We start from the raw sequence: 15,485 nt of genomic DNA, 5'->3' as shown, positions 1-15,485 counted from the left end.
CGGGGGGCGTTCCTGCGTCCTGAAGGGTGTGAGGATGTCCCCATGAGCACGCGTCGCTCGACCACCGCCGCCCGCCTCGTCGCCGCTGCCGTCCTGGCCGTCGGAGCCTCCCTCGCGGGGCTCGCACCCGCCGGAGCCACCACCACGTCCAGCGCGCTCGACAACGCCGCCCGCGACCTGCGCGCCGGCGATTCCGTATACGTCGACCCCGCGGCCGACGGGCTCATGAGCACGGGCGAGGCCGACCAGCTGCGCGCGCAGATCCGCGACAGCGGCCAGGTCTACTTCATCGCCGTGCTCCCGCGCTCCGCCGCCGTCGGCGACTCGTCCGACGCGACCCTGCAGGCCCTCTACGAGGGCGTCGGCATCTCCGGCACGTACGCCGTCTACCTCGGCGACTCGACCGGCACCGCCTTCAAGGGCAACAGCACGCTCACCGACGTGCGCCAGGTCGCAACCCTCGCCTACCGCGACAACAAGGACGCGGGGGCTTTCGCCGTCACCAGCGCATTCGTCACCAACGCCACGCCCGTGCTCAACGGCGACACGTCGGGCTCGTCCGGCAGCTCGTCGGGCGGCGGCAGCGGGTTCGGCATCCTCGCCTTCCTCGCGGTCATCGCTGCCGCGATCGGCGGCGGCGCGTTCTGGCTGAGCCGCAAGGCCAAGCGGGCCAACGCCGAGAAGACCGCGGCGATCCAGCGCGTGGTCGACGAGGACGTCACGTCGTACGGCGAGGCGGTCGCGCGGCTCGACGTCGACGACCCGCGCCTGGACGACAGCGGGCGTGCCGACGCGCAGCACGCCCTCGACTCGTACGAGCAGGCCAAGATGCTGAGCGCCCGCATGGCGCGCCCGGAGGACGCCGGCCCGGTCACCGCCGCGCTCGAGGACGGCCGCTTCGCGCTCGCCTCGGTCGAGGCGCGGATGGACGGCCGCCCGCTGCCCGAGCGGCGCCCGCCGTGCTTCGTCGACCCGCGGCACGGCCCGAGCGCGGAGGACGTGCAGTGGGCCCCGGACGGCGGCGCAGAGCGCCCGATCCCGGTCTGCCTCGCCTGCGCGACCACGCTGAGGAGCGGCGGCCTGCCGCAGGCCCGCGAGGTCGAGATGGCCGGCGGCGGCCGCGTCCCCTACTGGCAGGGCGGCCAGGCCTACGCGCCGTACGCCGGCGGGTACTTCGGCGGCGCCGGCATGAACGTGATGTCGATGCTCTTCATGGGCTCGATGCTCGGCGGCGCCTTCTCCACCCCCACCGTCATCGCCCCGACCGACGCCTCCGGCCTCGGCGGCGGCGACAGCTGGGGTGGCTGGGGTGGCGGCGGTGGCGACGGCGGCTTCGGCGGCGGGGGCGACTTCGGCGGAGGCGGCGACTTCTGATCCACCCGCGCGGCCCATCGGACGGGTGCGCCCGGGCGTCGATGCTCGAGGCATGAGCACCACGCGCGCGCACCGGCTCCGGATGCCGGCGGCAGTGGCCGCGGCGTCCTGCGTCGCAGCCCTGGCGGCGCCCGCCTCGGCGGCGGCCCCGACCGCTGTGGCCGTACGCACCTCGGCGTACATCCCGGGCACGAGCTGCCCGGCGTTCCCCGCCACCAGCTACTGGCACACCGACATCTCCCGGCTGAAGGTGCACCCGCGGTCGGCGCAGTGGATGTCGCACATGTCGCCGACGCGCAACCTGCACGCCGACTTCGGGCCGTCGTTCGGCGAGCAGCCGGTGCCCTACGGCATCCCGATCACGGTCGTGAACGGCGCCCCGCGCGTGAAGGTGACGTTCGGGTACGCCGATGAGAGCGACAAGGTGCTCTACCCGTTGTCGAGCTCGACGAAGATCGAGGGTGGCTTGACCGCCACCGGCGACCGGCACGCGATCGTGGTAGACGCCGCCACCTGCACGCTGTTCGAGACGTGGGACACCCACAGGCGCGCGAGCGGCTGGTACGCCGGATCCGGCGCGGTCTGGAGCCTGCGCTCGAACCTGCTGCGACCCGTCGGGTGGACCTCCGCCGACGCCGCCGGTCTTCCGATCCTGCCGGGCCTGCTGCGGTACGACGAGGTCGCGCGCGGCAAGGTCGACCACGCGATCCGCTTCACGACGAACATCACCGACAAGCGCTGGCTCTGGCCCGCACGGCATCAGGCCGGGTCGGTCAACAGCATCTACTACCCGCCGATGGGTGCGCGGTTCCGGCTCAAGGCGTCGTACGACATCAGCGGGTATCCGGCACAGGCCCGGGTCGTGCTCACCGCCATGAAGAAGTACGGCCTCGTGCTGGCCGACAACGGCAGCCCCTGGTACTTCCAGGGCACGTCCGACACCCGCTGGACGAGCGACCTCGTGAGCGCGCTGGGCCGGGTGCCGGCACGGGCGTTCGAGGCCGTGGACGTGCTGCCCATGCGCGTCAACACCGACAGCGGCGCGGCCAAGCAGCTGTGACCGCCTGACCGCGCCGCTGTCGTCGTGCGCTGGTGCGGGTTCCGCCTACGGGACCGGGACGAACGCCGACGGCGCCACGCGGTAGACCGCGCCCGGGCCGCCCGTGAGCGGCATCGAGCCGACCACGATCATCCCGTTGCCGATCTCGACGTCGGTCGGGAACGGCACGGACGCGGCGCTCATGCTGCCGTCGCGACCGATCTTCAGGATGACGCCCGCGAAGATCGACGACGCGTAGATCGTGCCGTGCGAGGAGACCGCGATGCCGGTGAGCGGCGGGAGGCCGCCCCACGTCTGCACGATCTCGCCGGTCCACTGGTTCACCTTGTAGATGTGGCCCTCGACCTCCGCGCCGAGGCCGGACACGTAGAGGTAGCCGTCAGGACCGAGCTCGACGTCAGTCGGCACCGGGTCGCACGAGGTGTCGCCGTTGTTGTTGGGCTGGCACCCCTCCGCCGTGAAGGTCGGGAAGACCGTGAGCGTGCTGACCTTTCCGTGGCGGACGACGAGGAGGTCGTTGGCACCGGCGTCCGCGACGATCGTGCGGTGCTTCAGGGCCAGGACCGAGTAGGGGTTCGACTGCGAGTCGGGTGCCGCCGGGTTCTGGCCGTCCGGGTTGTTGGCGACCTCGTACGAGAGCAGGTCGGCCAGCTGCCAGCTCTTGCCGGCCTGGTTGACGCCGATGAGCGACGTCGGCAGCGGCACGGTCGGGTCGCCGATCGACAGCGTGGCCTTGATGGCGCCGTTGGAGGCGACGTCGACGCCCGGGATGGGCTGGGTGCCCTGGAAGAGCGTGGTGCGCACGCCCGTGCGCAGCTTGATCTTCTGGATCGACGCGGTGAACGCGTCGGCGACGTACAGCGACTTGCCCGGCCCGAAGGCCAGGTGGAGCGGCGAGACGAAGTCGCCGCCGATGGGGGTGAGTGCGGGTGCCGGATCCGCCGAGGCCGCCGGCGTGGCGGAGAGCGTGGCGGCAGCGAGCGCCGCGACCGAGAGCGCGATGACAGCAGTACGACGTCGTCTCATGCGTATCCCCTTGCATCGGAGTGCCCTGGGTCCTCCGGTGAGCCCCAGGCCGATCCCCCCTCGGACCTGCCGGTACGGCACAGCGCGGTTCGACGGGTCGGACGCTAGCCCTGTGAGGGCAGCCTGACCAGGGGGTGCGCGGGAACGCTCGGCGCAGCCCCCATCCGGCGGCGCAGCGTGACCGCGCGGCTCCGCAGCGGCGTCGCGTCGGCTAGGCGTGCGTGTGCAGCTGGCGCGCAGCCTCGGCGATCGAGCCGGTGAGCGACGGGTAGACCGTGAAGGTGGCAGCGACGTCGTCGACGGTCAGGCGGTGCTTCACCGCGATCGTGATCGGGTGGATCAGCTCGGACGCCTGCGGCGCGACGACCACGCCACCCACGACGATGCCCGTGCCCGGGCGGCAGAACAGCTTCACGAAGCCGTCGGACAGGTTCTGCATCTTCGCGCGGGCGTTGGTGGCGAGCGGCAGCTTCACCACGCGCACGTCCTCGGCACCGGAGTCGAGGTCGGCCTGGGTGACGCCGATGGTCGCGATCTCGGGATCGGTGAAGACGTTGCTCGACACCGTGCGCAGGTCGAGCGGGTCGACGGCGTCGCCGAGCGCATGCCACATCGCGATGCGGCCCTGCATCGCCGCGACCGAGGCGAGCATGAGCACGCCGGTCACGTCGCCGGCGGCGTACACGCCTCGCGCGGCGGTGCGCGAGACGCGGTCGACGCGGACGTAGCCGGAGTCGTTCAGCGTGACGCCGCTCTCGACCAGGCCGATGCCCTCGGTGTTGGGCAGCGAGCCGACCGCCATGAGCACGTGCGTGCCCTCGACGGTCGAGCCGTCGGCGAGGGTGACCACCACACCGTCCGCCGTGCGCACGGCGGACTGCGCGCGCGAGCGCCCGAGCACCTGCATGCCGCGGCGGGCGAAGACGTCCTCGAGCACGCGCGCGGCGTCCGGGTCCTCGCCGGGCAGCACGTGCTCGCGCGAGGACACGAGCACGACCTCGGACCCGAGCGCGTTGTACGCCGAGGCGAACTCGGCACCGGTGACACCGGAGCCGACCACGATCAGCTTCTCGGGCAGCACGTCGAGGTCGTACACCTGCTCCCAGGTGAGGATGCGCTCGCCGTCCGGCTCGGCGCCTGCGACGACGCGCGGCCGGGCGCCGGTGGAGATGAGGATCGCGTCGGCGGGCAAGGCCTGCTCGGCGCCCGCCGCATCCGTGGCGACGACGACCGACGGGCCCTCGAGCCGTCCGCGGCCCTTGACCACGCGGACGCCCTCGCGGGCGAGCCGCGCCTCGATGTCGGCGGACTGCGCGGCGGCAAGACGCTTCACGCGGGCGTTGACCTCGCCGAGGTCGACCGACACCGCAGCCGGGCCGCCGCCCGCAATGCGCACGCCCAGAGGGCCGGAGTCGGCGGCGGAGGTCATGAACTCCGCGGTCGCGATGAGGGTCTTGCTCGGCACGCAGTCGGTGAGTACGCACGAGCCGCCGAGCCCGTCGCGGTCGACGACCGTGACCTCGGCCCCGAGCTGGGCAGCCACGAGGGCCGACTCGTAGCCACCAGGTCCGCCGCCCACGATCACCACGCGCGTCATGGCGCACATCATTCCGTACGTCGCTTGGCTACTCTCACCGTGTGACCCTGTACGCCGCGTACGGCAGCAACATGGACCCGCTGCAGATGCTGCTGCGGGCCCCGCACTCGCCCGCGCGGGGCACCGGCTGGCTCCAGGGCTGGCGCCTCACGTTCGGCGGCGAGTCGCTCGGCTGGGAGGGTGCGCTCGCGACTCTCGTCGAGGAGCCGGGCACCCAGGTCTTCGTCGCGCTCTACGACCTCTCCCCCGCCGACGAGGCGGCGCTCGACGAGTGGGAGGGCAGCGACCTCGGGCTCTACGACAAGATCCGCGTGCGCATCGCGACCCTCGAGGGCGACGTCACCGCCTGGCTCTACGTGCTCGACGACTACGAGGGCGGGCTGCCGTCGGCGCGCTACCTGGGGATCATCGCCGACGCCGCCGAGGCCGCGGGCGCCCCCGACGACTACGTCCACGACCTCCGCACCCGCCCCTGCACGAGCACCGGCTGACTCGTCTCACGCACCGAAGTGCCAGAGAACCCTTGCGGTTTCTGGCATTTCGGCGGGTCAGGCGGGACGGCGCGGGCGCCAGGTGCGCCAGAGGCTCCAGGTCAGGGCGACTGCGCCGACCAGGGTCGTGACGATCACGAAGGCCAGCAGGGCGAGGAAGAACGGCCCCTCGCCCCGTACGCCGGCGTCGAGCGGGAGGAGCGCCGCGTAGAGCGCGATTGCCGACACAGGCACGAGCACGAGCGGCGCGAGGCTCTTGGCCGGGACCCCGGACGGCCACTGCGCGGGGATCGCCGTACGGCCCTCGGGCGGGTCCTGCCGCGCAAGGCGGCGCAGGGAGAACCACACGAGCGCGAGGAGCGGTGCGAGGACGAGCGGCGCCCAGGGCAGCGAGGGCAGCACCATGACGGCGCCCCAGAGACCCAGCACCGCCAGCGAGGCGATGGCGCCCCAGCGGGAGCGCAGGTCGCCGCCCTGCAGGGGCACCCGCTGCACCAGGTAGTAGCCGAGGATAGCCGCCACCGACACGACGCCGACGAACTGGGCGTAGCCGAGGAGGTCCGGCACGACGGGCGCCTGGCCCTGGTCGGGCGCCGCGCCCCACCATCCGACAGACCAGGCGCCCCAGGCGAGCCCGATGAATGCGCTCGACACCCACGCCCGCCACCCGCCTGATCGCAGGATCCGCGGCAGCAGCCACCAGCCGACGACGACGGTGAGCATCCCGTGCCACGCGACTCCGGTCCAGATCAGCGAGAACGGGAGCTGCTGGTAGACCGTGAACGCGACGACGCCCTCGACCAGCCAGCCGTAGAGCGCCCCGAGGAGCACCAGGCCCGGCAGCCCCCGCACCGGGAAGCGCCGCGCGACGCGCAGCACCACGCCGACGACCAGCGAGTACGCCAGCCACGTGAAGATCCAGCCGGGCCCCGAGTCGTCGGCGCGGAAGGTGACCCAGAAGCCGACCTCGGACCACGCCCACGACACCGCACCGAGGGCCAGCACGAACAGCGTCGAGCGTCCGCGCCGCAGCCGCGGCCGTGGCCGCGGCACAGCCGGCGCCTCCCCCAGGTCCTGACTCATGCGCCGAGTGTCCTGGCGCTGCGCCCCGCGGGGAATCAGGGCGCACCCGTCCGCGTCACCCACCCGACCCTGACCCCGTCCCCGACCCGGCCTGCTGACGAAGGTGACGGACGAATCGCGGCTCTCGGGCGCGGCGGGCGGCGGGGAATGGGTAGCGTCGCATCGTGACCGAGACCCAGGATCTGCTGCACCTCGACCCCAAGGCCGCCGCCGTGGAGGCCGCCGCCGAGCTCGCCCGCCTGACCGGTGCGCCGACGCACGACGTCGCGCTCGTGCTCGGCTCCGGCTGGGTGCCCGCGGTCGACCTCATCGGCGAGACGGTGGCCGACTTCGCGATCACAGATCTCCCGCACTTCCCCGCCCCGGGCGTGCAGGGCCACGCCGGCCGGGTCCGCAGCGTGCAGGCCGGCGGCACGCGTGCGCTGGTGTTCCTCGGCCGCAACCACTTCTACGAGGGCCTCGGCGTCGAGGCCGTCGCGCACGGCGTGCGCACCGCGGCCGCCGCGGGATGCCGCGTCATCGTGCTCACCAACGGCTGCGGCGGCCTCAACCCCGCGTGGACGCCGGGCACGCCCGTGCTCATCAGCGACCACATCAACCTCACCGGCGCATCGCCGTTGCGGGGGGCGACGTTCATCGACCTCACCGACCTCTACTCCTCCCGCCTGCGCGCCGTCTGCAAGGAGATCGAGCCGGGTCTCGCCGAGGGCGTCTACGCGCAGTTCCGCGGGCCGCAGTACGAGACCCCGGCCGAGGTGCGCATGGCCGGGATCATCGGCGCCGACCTCGTGGGCATGTCGACCACGCTCGAGGCCATCGCAGCCCGCGAGGCGGGCATGGAGATCCTCGGCATCTCCCTGGTCACCAACCTCGCGGCGGGCATGACGGGCGAGCCCCTCAACCACGAGGAGGTGCTCGAGGCGGGCAAGGCCGCCGCGGAGCGCATGGGCCGGCTCCTCGCCCAGGTGGTGGCCTCGCTGTGAGCTCCGGGCCCACACTCGTCGACCGCGCCCGGGCCTGGCTCGCGGAGGACCCCGACCCCGACACCCGGCACGCGCTCGACGTGCTGCTCGACGCCGCGGGCAGCGGCGACGAGGCCGCCGCCGCCGAGCTGCTCGACGCGTTCGACGGGCGGCTCGAGTTCGGCACCGCCGGCCTGCGCGGCGCGCTCGGCCCCGGCCCCAACCGCATGAACCGCGCCGTCGTCTCGCGCGCGGCCGCCGGGCTCGCGGCGTACCTCGTCGAGCGAGGCGGGGGCACAGTCGTCGTCGGGTACGACGCACGGCACAAGTCCGACGCGTTCGCGCGCGACACCGCGGAGGTGATGGAGGGAGCGGGCCTGCACGCGTACGTGCTGCCGCGCCCGCTGCCGACGCCCGTCCTCGCGTACGCCATCCGGCACCTGGGCGCCGCGGCCGGCGTGATGGTGACCGCGAGCCACAACCCGCCGCAGGACAACGGCTACAAGGTCTACCTCGGCGACGGCACCCAGATCGTGCCGCCAGCCGACCACGAGATCAGCGCGTGCATCGACGCCGTCGGCGACGTGCGCGACCTCCCGCGCGGCGACGGCTGGGAGCACCTCGACGACTCGGTGCTCGACGCCTACCTGCGCGACGTCGCAGCGCTGGTCGGCCCGGCGTCGCCGCGCGACGTCGCGATCGCCTACACGCCGATGCACGGCGTCGGTGGCGACGTGATGCTGCAAGCCCTTGCCGCTGCCGGGTTCCGGGCGCCGAGCGTCGTCCGCGCGCAGTTCGCGCCCGACCCCGACTTCCCGACCGTCTCCTTCCCCAACCCGGAGGAGCCGGGGGCGATGGACCTCGCGATCGAGGAGGGTCTCGACGCCGACGCCGACGTCGTCATCGCGAACGACCCGGACGCCGACCGCTGCGCCGTCGCCGTCCCGACGCAGGACCGCGGCGCGGGCGGCGGTCCGGCGTACCGCATGCTGCGCGGCGACGAGGTGGGCTGGCTGCTCGGCTGGTGGCTGCACGAGCGCGGCGCCGGCGGCCCGTACGCCAACTCGATCGTGTCGTCGTCGCTGCTGTCGAAGATGGCCGCGGCGTACGGCATCGAGCACCACGAGACGCTCACGGGCTTCAAGTGGATCGGCCGCATCCCCGGCCTCGCGTTCGGCTACGAGGAGGCGCTCGGCTACTGCGTCGACTCCGCCCACGTCGCCGACAAGGACGGCGTCAGCGCGGCGCTGCGCATCATCGAGATGGTCGCCGCGCTGAAGGCCGAGGACCGCACGGTGCACGACGTGCTCGACGACCTCGCCGTGGCGCACGGCCTGCACGCCACCGACCAGCTGTCGGTGCGCGTGTCCGACCTGTCGCTCATCGCCGACGCGATGGCCCGGCTGCGCGCGAACCGTCCGACCGACGTCGCCGGGCTCGAGGTCGAGGGGTTCGACGACCTCGAGGACGGCGGAGGCGGGCTGCCTCCCACCGACGGCGTGCGGCTGCACCTCGCCCAGGGCACGCGCGTGATCGTGCGCCCGAGCGGCACCGAGCCCAAGCTCAAGTGCTACCTCGAGGTGGTCGTGCCCGTCACGAGCGACGTCGAGGCTTCCCGGCTCGTGGCCCAGCACCGCCTCGCCGCCCTCAAGGACGGCATGGCCGAGGTCCTCGGCCTGTAGGAGCCGTCAGTCGGAGACCGCGATGACGAGCTTGCCGCGCACGTGACCCTCGCGGCTGCGCGCGAACGCGGCCGCCAGCTCCTCGAGCGGCAGCACGTCGGCCACCGGCACGTGCAGCTGGCCCGCGTCGGCCATCCGGCCCAGCTCGGCCAGGCCCTCCGCCGACGGGCGCACCCAGAACCACGAGCCGCCGGTCTCCAGGACGGACGGGTCGGCGATGGAGGCGTGCCGGCCGCCGTCCGCGAGGACGGCCATGGTCACGTCGCGGACGCCACCGACGAAGTCGACCACGACGTCGACGCCGTCCGGCGCCACGGCGCGGATGCGCTCGACGGAGCCCGGCCCGTACGTCACCGGAGTGGCGCCGAGCTCCGACAGGAAGTCGTGGTTGGCGTCAGACGCCGTCGCGATCACCCGTGCCCCACGGGCTTTCGCGATCTGAACGGCCATCGAGCCGACGCCGCCGGCACCGCCGTGCACGAGCACGGTGTCCGAGGCGGAGACCACGAGCCGGTCGAGCGCCTGCAGCGCCGTGAGTCCCGTGAGCGGGAGGCCACCGGCCTCGTCCCAGGTGAGCGCCGCGGGCTTGAGGGCGACGCCGCGCACGCTCATCGTGACGAGCTCGGCGAAGGTCCCGCCGTGCACGACGTCCTTGCGCGCGTAGGAGACCACCTCGTCGCCCACCTCGAACTCCGGGGTGTCGATACCGACCGTCTCGACCACGCCGGCGACGTCCCAACCGGGGACGACGGGGAAGACCGCGTCCATCAGGCCGTCGAGCCCGCCGGACATGACCTTCCAGTCCACGGGGTTCACGCCTGCGCGCTTCACGCGGATGCGTACCTCCCCCGGGCCCACCTTCGGCTCGGGCAGGTCGCGCAGGGTGAGGACGTCGTCGGATCCGTACGCGTCGTAGGCCATGGCTCTCATGCCTCGACGCTAACCCCGGAACTGGCTCCCCGGTGACCGGGCAGCCGTCGGCATCGTCACCTTCCGCGCAGGAATGCGCGGACGGTCACTGCTCGAGGTCGCCGGCCAGCAGCGAGTAGGCGTAGAGGTCGTGCCGGCCGTCGGCCCGCTTCTGGGCCGAGCGCAGGACGCCCTCGCGGGTGAAGCCCGCGCGCTCGAGCGACTTCTGCTCGGCGACGTTGGTGACGTCCGTCGAGGCCTCGATGCGCTCGACGTGCGTGGTGGCGAGGAGCCATCGCGCGAGCAGCCGCTGCGCCACGGTGCCGACCCCGTGGCCTCGCGCTGACTCGATGATCTCGATGCCCATGTTCCACGCGTGCGACCCGGGGTTGGGGCCGTAGGTCACGAGGTGCCACGACACGTAGCCGGCGAAGGCGCGCGTGCCCTCAGCATCGGTGAGGTCGATGATGAGCCGTCCGAGGCGCGGCGGCGGCGGGTCCTTCGGCTCGTCCTCGGGCCACGCGTCGTACTCCGACTCGACGCGCACCACGCGGGTGTCGTCCCAGGGCACCAGGTCGACCCGCAGACCCGTGCGCGTCCATCCGGTGGCCTTGATCTCGGCCTCGAGGTCGAGGTGGACGACGTCGCCGGGCACGTCGGCAGCAGGGCTCATGCCGTCATCCCAGCAGAATCAGCATCAGCCACGCGACTCCGTTGAGGACGCCCACGGCCGACACCACGAGAGCGGCGCGGTCCACGTCCCACGACGGCGGAGCGTCGGAGGCGTTGCCGCCGCGCAGGCTGTGCGCGCGGTCCTCGAGCGCCTCGATCACGTCGTAGGTCGTCACCGACGAGCGCACAGGCTCGGTGTCCGAGACCGGCAGCGGCCGGCCCCCGAACGCCGAGACGAAACCGCTGACGATGGGGCGCTTGTCCCTGCGGGGCAGCGCGAAGCAGCGCACGATCTGGTCGCCCGCATGGATCCGCACGACGTCGTCGGCGTCGATCCTCGTGATCGAGCTCCAGGTGACGGTCCAGGTGCGGATCGGGTTGTGCACCTCGAGCACCGTCGGCAGCTCGCGCACGACCGGGCGGATCCCGAGCACCCACGCCGCGCAGGCGATGCCCGCGGCCGCGGTGAGGGCGAGCCAGCGGCCCGTGCCCTCGCCCGCGATGAGCGCCTGCCCGGCGAGCACGGCGACGATCACGAGCACGGACCACGCCAGCAGACGCCCGTTGCCCAGGCGGTAGGAGCGCAGGGTGGTCGGGTCGTAGCCGCTCATCGCGCCATCATCCCTCGACGCACGGCATCGCGTGTCACGCGGTGGTCGCCAGCACCTCGCGCACCATGTCCATCGTGGTGCCGGGGTGCAGGAACGCGAAGCGCCCCACCGTCTCGCCCTCCCACGTGGTGCTCGTGATGAACGCGACCTGGGCCCCCAGCAGCCGGTCGCCCCACGCGTCGTAGTCGGCGGCGGTCCAGCCGGTACGCCGGAAGAGCACGACCGACAGCCCCGGCTCGCGCAGCAGCTCGAGGTGCTCTGCCGCATCGATCTCGGCGGCGGTCTCGCGCGCGAGCGTGATCGAGTGCTCGATGGCGTCGGTGTACGCCTGCGTGCCGTTGACGACGAGCGAGAACCACAGCGGCAGGCCGCGCGCGCGACGCGTCAGGTGGTACGCGTAGTCGGTGGGGTTCCACTCGTAGGAGCCGTCGTCGTGGTGGATCGCGTCGAGGTACGACGCGTCCTGCGTGTGCACGCGCTTGGCGAGCCAGGGCTCGCGGTAGATCAGCGCGGCGCAGTCGAACGGCGCGAAGAGCCACTTGTGCGGGTCGACGATGAACGAGTCGGCGAGCTCGATCCCGTCGTAGCGGTCCCGGACGGACGGCGCGAACAGCCCGGCGCCGCCGTACGCGCCGTCGACGTGGAACCACAGGCCGCGCTCGCGCGCCACCGTTCCGATGCCGCGCAGGTCGTCGACGATGCCGGCGTTTGTCGTGCCGGAGGTGGCCACGACACCGACGATCGACTCGGGGTCGGTGTCGGCGTCCAGCGCGGCGCGCAGGGCGTCGCCGGTGAAGCGGTGGTCGGCCATCCGGATCACGAACGGGTCGACGTCGAGGATCGAGAGCGTGTTCTTGATCGAGGAGTGGGCCTGGTCGCTCACCGCGATGCGCAGGCGGCGGTAGCGCGCCTGGTCGCCGTCGCGCTCGACGAGGCGGCGGCGCGCGGTGTCGCGTGCGACGACCAGCGCCGACAGGTTCCCGGCCGAGCCGCCCGACACGAACGCGCCTCCGGCGGACTCCGGCAGGCCGGCGGCGTCGGAGATCCAGCGCAGCGCCTGGTTCTCGGCGGCGACCGCGCCTGCCGCCTCGAGCCACGAGATGCCCTGCAGGGACGCGGCCGATACGACCATGTCGAACAGCAGCGCGGCCTTGGTGGGCGCGGCGGGGATGAAGGCGAAGAAGCGCGGCGAGTCGGCCGACAGGACCGTCTGCGACAGGTGGTGCTCGTAGAGGTCCATGACCACGGCGGGGTCGGTGCCTCCGGCCGTGATCAGGCCGTCGAGGAGCCCGTCGATCGCGGCCTTCTCGCCGGGGTGGTCGAGCGGCGTCTCGGCGAGCGAGAGCCGTTCGCGCACGTAGTCGAGGATGAGGGAGACGAGTCGCTCGTCGTTGACGTGCATCCGCTGCTGCGGGGGGACAGGGCTGTCCGGCGTCATTCCGGGGCCTTCCAGGAGCACGGCGCGCCGATGGCCCATCCACGCAGCAGGCGCCGAGGCGGCACTCTAACGTGCCGGAGGCCGCTCCCACGAACTCCTCGCGGGCGCGACGCCCGAGACTAGGATCGTCAGGTGACCCGCTCCCCCAGCAGCCTGCTCGCCGACCCCGGCGTCCTGGACGACGCGACCAGGTCCGATTCGGCCCTGCGGCGCTTCCTCGGCGGCCTCCCCGGTGTCGACCAGGTGGGCGCCGAGGCACGCGCCGCCGCCCTGTCGACCCGGTCGATCAAGACGACGTCCAAGGCGTTCGCCATCGACCTCGCGATCTCGATGATCGACCTCACGACCCTCCAGGGCAACGACACCCCCGGCAAGGTGCGCACGCTCTGCGCGAAGGCGCGGCGCCCCGACGCGCACGATCCGTCGGTGCCGTCGACCGCTGCGGTCTGCGTCTACAACGATCTCGTGGGCCTGGCCAAGGCCGAGCTCGGCGACAGCGGCGTCAAGGTCGCCGCCGTCACCACCGCGTTCCCCTCGGGCCGCGCCTCGATGCCGGTGAAGCTCGCCGACACCCGGGACGCCGTGCAGGCCGGTGCCGACGAGATCGACATGGTCATCGACCGCGGCGCGTTCCTGTCGGGCCGCTACCTCGAGGTGTTCGAGGAGATCGCCGCGGTACGCGAGGTCTGCCACGAGGACGGCGCGGACGCGCACCTCAAGGTGATCCTCGAGACCGGCGAGCTCGCGACGTACGACAACGTCCGCCGCGCCTCCTGGCTCGCGATGATGGCCGGCGCGGACTTCATCAAGACGAGCACCGGCAAGATCGCGCCGGCCGCGACCCTTCCCGTCACCCTCGTGATGCTCGAGGCGTGCCGCGACTGGCGCGATGCCACCGGCCGCATCATCGGCATGAAGCCCGCCGGCGGCATCAGCACCACCAAGGACGCCATGAAGTACCTCGTTCTCGTCAACGAGACCGTGGGCACCGACTGGCTCACGCCCGACCTGTTCCGCTTCGGCGCATCCAGCCTGCTCAACGACCTGCTGCTGCAGCGCCAGAAGATGGCCACCGGACGCTACTCCGGCCCCGACTACGTCACCGTCGACTGACGCGGAGGATCCCGTGCCCACCCCGTTCGAGTACGCACCGGCCCCCGAGTCGCGCTCCGTCGTCGACCTCGCGTCGTCGTACGGCCTGTTCATCGACGGCGAGTTCGTCGACGGCACCGGCGGCAGCCTGAAGAGCATCAACCCCGCCACCGAGGAGGTGCTCGCCGAGGTCGCCGAGGCGAGCGCTGCCGACGTCGACCGCGCGGTGAAGGCCGCGCGGCGCGCCTACACCCGCGTGTGGTCCAAGACCTCGGGCAAGGACCGCGCGAAGTACCTCTTCCGCATCGCGCGCCTGATCCAGGAGCGCTCGCGCGAGCTCGCCGTGCTGGAGTCGCTCGACAACGGCAAGCCGATCAAGGAGTCGCGCGACGTCGACATCCCGCTGGTCGCCGCGCACTTCTTCTACTACGCCGGCTGGGCCGACAAGCTCGAGCACGCGGGCTTCGGCCCCGACCCGAGGCCCCTCGGCGTCGCCGCCCAGGTGATCCCGTGGAACTTCCCGATGCTCATGCTGGCGTGGAAGATCGCGCCGGCCCTGGCCGCGGGCAACACCGTCGTGCTGAAGCCGGCCGAGACCACCCCGCTCACGGCGCTGTTCTTCGCCGACATCTGCCGCCAGGCCGACCTGCCCCCGGGCGTCGTCAACATCATCACGGGCGCTGGCGACACGGGCCGTGCGCTCGTCGAGCACCCCGGTGTGGACAAGGTCGCGTTCACCGGCTCGACCGAGGTGGGCAAGGCGATCGCCCGGGCGGTGGCCGGCACCGACAAGAAGGTCACGCTCGAGCTCGGCGGCAAGGCGGCCAACATCGTCTTCGACGACGCACCGATCGACCAGGCAGTCGAGGGCATCGTGGCCGGCATCTTCTTCAACCAGGGCCACGTCTGCTGCGCCGGCTCGCGCCTGCTCGTGCAGGAGAACATCGCCGACGAGCTGGTGGCGCGCCTCAAGCGCCGCCTCTCCACGCTGCGCCTCGGCGACCCGCTCGACAAGAACACCGACATCGGCGCGATCAACTCCCTCGAGCAGCTCGAGCGCATCCGCCACCTCGCGGGTGTGGGCGACGACGAGGGCGCCGAGCGGTGGACTGCCGACTGCGACCTCCCCGCCAAGGGCTACTGGTTCGCCCCGACCGTCTTCACGGGCGTGTCGCAGGCGCACCGCATCGCGCGGGAGGAGATCTTCGGCCCGGTGCTGTCGGTGCTCACCTTCCGTACGCCGGGCGAGGCTGTCGAGAAGGCGAACAACAGCGCCTACGGCCTCTCGGCCGGCATCTGGACCGAGAAGGGCTCGCGGATCCTCAAGGTCGCGAGCCAGATGCGCGCGGGCGTCGTGTGGGCGAACACGTTCAACCGCTTCGACCCGACCAGCCCGTTCGGCGGGTACAAGGAGTCCGGGTACGGCCGCGAGGGCGGTCGCCACGGTCTCGCGGCCTACCTCGACGTGGTGTGACGGAGGATCTGGAC

The 15,485-nt window shown here is 72.6% G+C and carries 14 protein-coding genes; 7 read left to right on the top strand and 7 right to left on the bottom strand.

Features of this window, described 5'->3' with window-relative positions; genetic code table 11:
• Window positions 1-42 precede the first annotated feature (42 nt).
• Window positions 43-1,374: a hypothetical protein gene (locus ACFQGU_RS03105; protein ID WP_386763884.1), complete on the top strand. Its 1,332-nt coding sequence runs from the start codon at window positions 43-45 to the stop codon at window positions 1,372-1,374.
• Window positions 1,375-1,426: 52 nt separating this feature from the next.
• Window positions 1,427-2,434 carry a hypothetical protein gene (locus tag ACFQGU_RS03100; RefSeq protein ID WP_386763883.1) on the top strand — a complete coding sequence of 336 codons (1,008 nt, stop codon included), beginning with the start codon at window positions 1,427-1,429 and terminating at the stop codon, window positions 2,432-2,434.
• A gap of 45 nt (window positions 2,435-2,479) precedes the next feature.
• Here ACFQGU_RS03100 and ACFQGU_RS03095 read toward each other — a convergent pair whose 3' ends face one another.
• Window positions 2,480-3,460, bottom strand: a complete 981-nt coding sequence (locus tag ACFQGU_RS03095; protein WP_386763882.1) for a ScyD/ScyE family protein — start codon at window positions 3,458-3,460, stop codon at window positions 2,480-2,482.
• Window positions 3,461-3,671: 211 nt separating this feature from the next.
• On the bottom strand, window positions 3,672-5,066 hold the full coding sequence (locus ACFQGU_RS03090; protein WP_386763881.1) for an NAD(P)H-quinone dehydrogenase: 1,395 nt from the start codon (window positions 5,064-5,066) through the stop codon (window positions 3,672-3,674).
• A 32-nt stretch (window positions 5,067-5,098) separates the two neighbouring features.
• Between ACFQGU_RS03090 and ACFQGU_RS03085 the strand changes: the two genes are divergently transcribed.
• Window positions 5,099-5,548 carry a gamma-glutamylcyclotransferase family protein gene (locus tag ACFQGU_RS03085; RefSeq protein WP_386763880.1) on the top strand — a complete coding sequence of 150 codons (450 nt, stop codon included), beginning with the start codon at window positions 5,099-5,101 and terminating at the stop codon, window positions 5,546-5,548.
• A gap of 57 nt (window positions 5,549-5,605) precedes the next feature.
• Here the strand turns inward: ACFQGU_RS03085 and ACFQGU_RS03080 are convergent, their stop codons facing one another.
• The gene (locus ACFQGU_RS03080) at window positions 5,606-6,631 is read right to left on the bottom strand and encodes a hypothetical protein (protein WP_386763879.1); all 1,026 of its coding nucleotides are present in this window, start codon (window positions 6,629-6,631) and stop codon (window positions 5,606-5,608) included.
• Window positions 6,632-6,795: 164 nt separating this feature from the next.
• On the opposite strand from ACFQGU_RS03080, the gene ACFQGU_RS03075 reads away from it, so the two are divergent.
• Both ACFQGU_RS03075 and ACFQGU_RS03070 read left to right on the top strand, forming a co-directional pair.
• Entirely contained in the window at window positions 6,796-7,614 is an 819-nt protein-coding gene (locus ACFQGU_RS03075; protein WP_386763878.1) for a purine-nucleoside phosphorylase, read from the top strand.
• Window positions 7,611-9,275 carry a phospho-sugar mutase gene (locus ACFQGU_RS03070; protein WP_386763877.1) on the top strand — a complete coding sequence of 555 codons (1,665 nt, stop codon included), beginning with the start codon at window positions 7,611-7,613 and terminating at the stop codon, window positions 9,273-9,275. Before ACFQGU_RS03075 ends, ACFQGU_RS03070 begins: the two co-directional genes overlap by 4 nt.
• A 6-nt stretch (window positions 9,276-9,281) precedes the next feature.
• Here the strand turns inward: ACFQGU_RS03070 and ACFQGU_RS03065 are convergent, their stop codons facing one another.
• The 4 genes from ACFQGU_RS03065 to ACFQGU_RS03050 form a co-directional block, all read right to left on the bottom strand.
• Window positions 9,282-10,205, bottom strand: a complete 924-nt coding sequence (locus tag ACFQGU_RS03065) for an NADP-dependent oxidoreductase (RefSeq protein WP_386763876.1) — start codon at window positions 10,203-10,205, stop codon at window positions 9,282-9,284.
• 85 nt (window positions 10,206-10,290) lie between these two features.
• On the bottom strand, window positions 10,291-10,857 hold the full coding sequence (locus ACFQGU_RS03060) for a GNAT family N-acetyltransferase (RefSeq protein ID WP_386763875.1): 567 nt from the start codon (window positions 10,855-10,857) through the stop codon (window positions 10,291-10,293).
• Window positions 10,858-10,861: 4 nt separating this feature from the next.
• A complete protein-coding gene (locus ACFQGU_RS03055) occupies window positions 10,862-11,467 on the bottom strand; it encodes a hypothetical protein (RefSeq protein WP_386763874.1) in 606 nt (201 codons plus the stop codon).
• 34 nt (window positions 11,468-11,501) lie between these two features.
• The gene (locus tag ACFQGU_RS03050; protein ID WP_386763873.1) at window positions 11,502-12,905 is read right to left on the bottom strand and encodes a pyridoxal phosphate-dependent decarboxylase family protein; all 1,404 of its coding nucleotides are present in this window, start codon (window positions 12,903-12,905) and stop codon (window positions 11,502-11,504) included.
• A gap of 132 nt (window positions 12,906-13,037) precedes the next feature.
• Here ACFQGU_RS03050 and deoC point away from each other — a divergent pair, with 132 nt between their 5' ends.
• Complete coding sequence (deoC, locus tag ACFQGU_RS03045) at window positions 13,038-14,018, top strand: deoxyribose-phosphate aldolase (RefSeq protein WP_386763872.1); 981 nt, start codon at window positions 13,038-13,040, stop codon at window positions 14,016-14,018.
• Between the two features lie 13 nt (window positions 14,019-14,031).
• Complete coding sequence (locus ACFQGU_RS03040; RefSeq protein WP_386763871.1) at window positions 14,032-15,471, top strand: aldehyde dehydrogenase family protein; 1,440 nt, start codon at window positions 14,032-14,034, stop codon at window positions 15,469-15,471.
• Window positions 15,472-15,485: the final 14 nt, after the last annotated feature.

The organism is Longivirga aurantiaca, from assembly GCF_042660085.1.
GTDB classification, from domain to species: Bacteria; Actinomycetota; Actinomycetes; order S36-B12; family CAIYMF01; genus Longivirga; species Longivirga aurantiaca.
The sequence above is the reverse complement of the archived record's forward strand: the minus strand, read 5'-3'. Positions and strand labels throughout refer to the sequence as shown.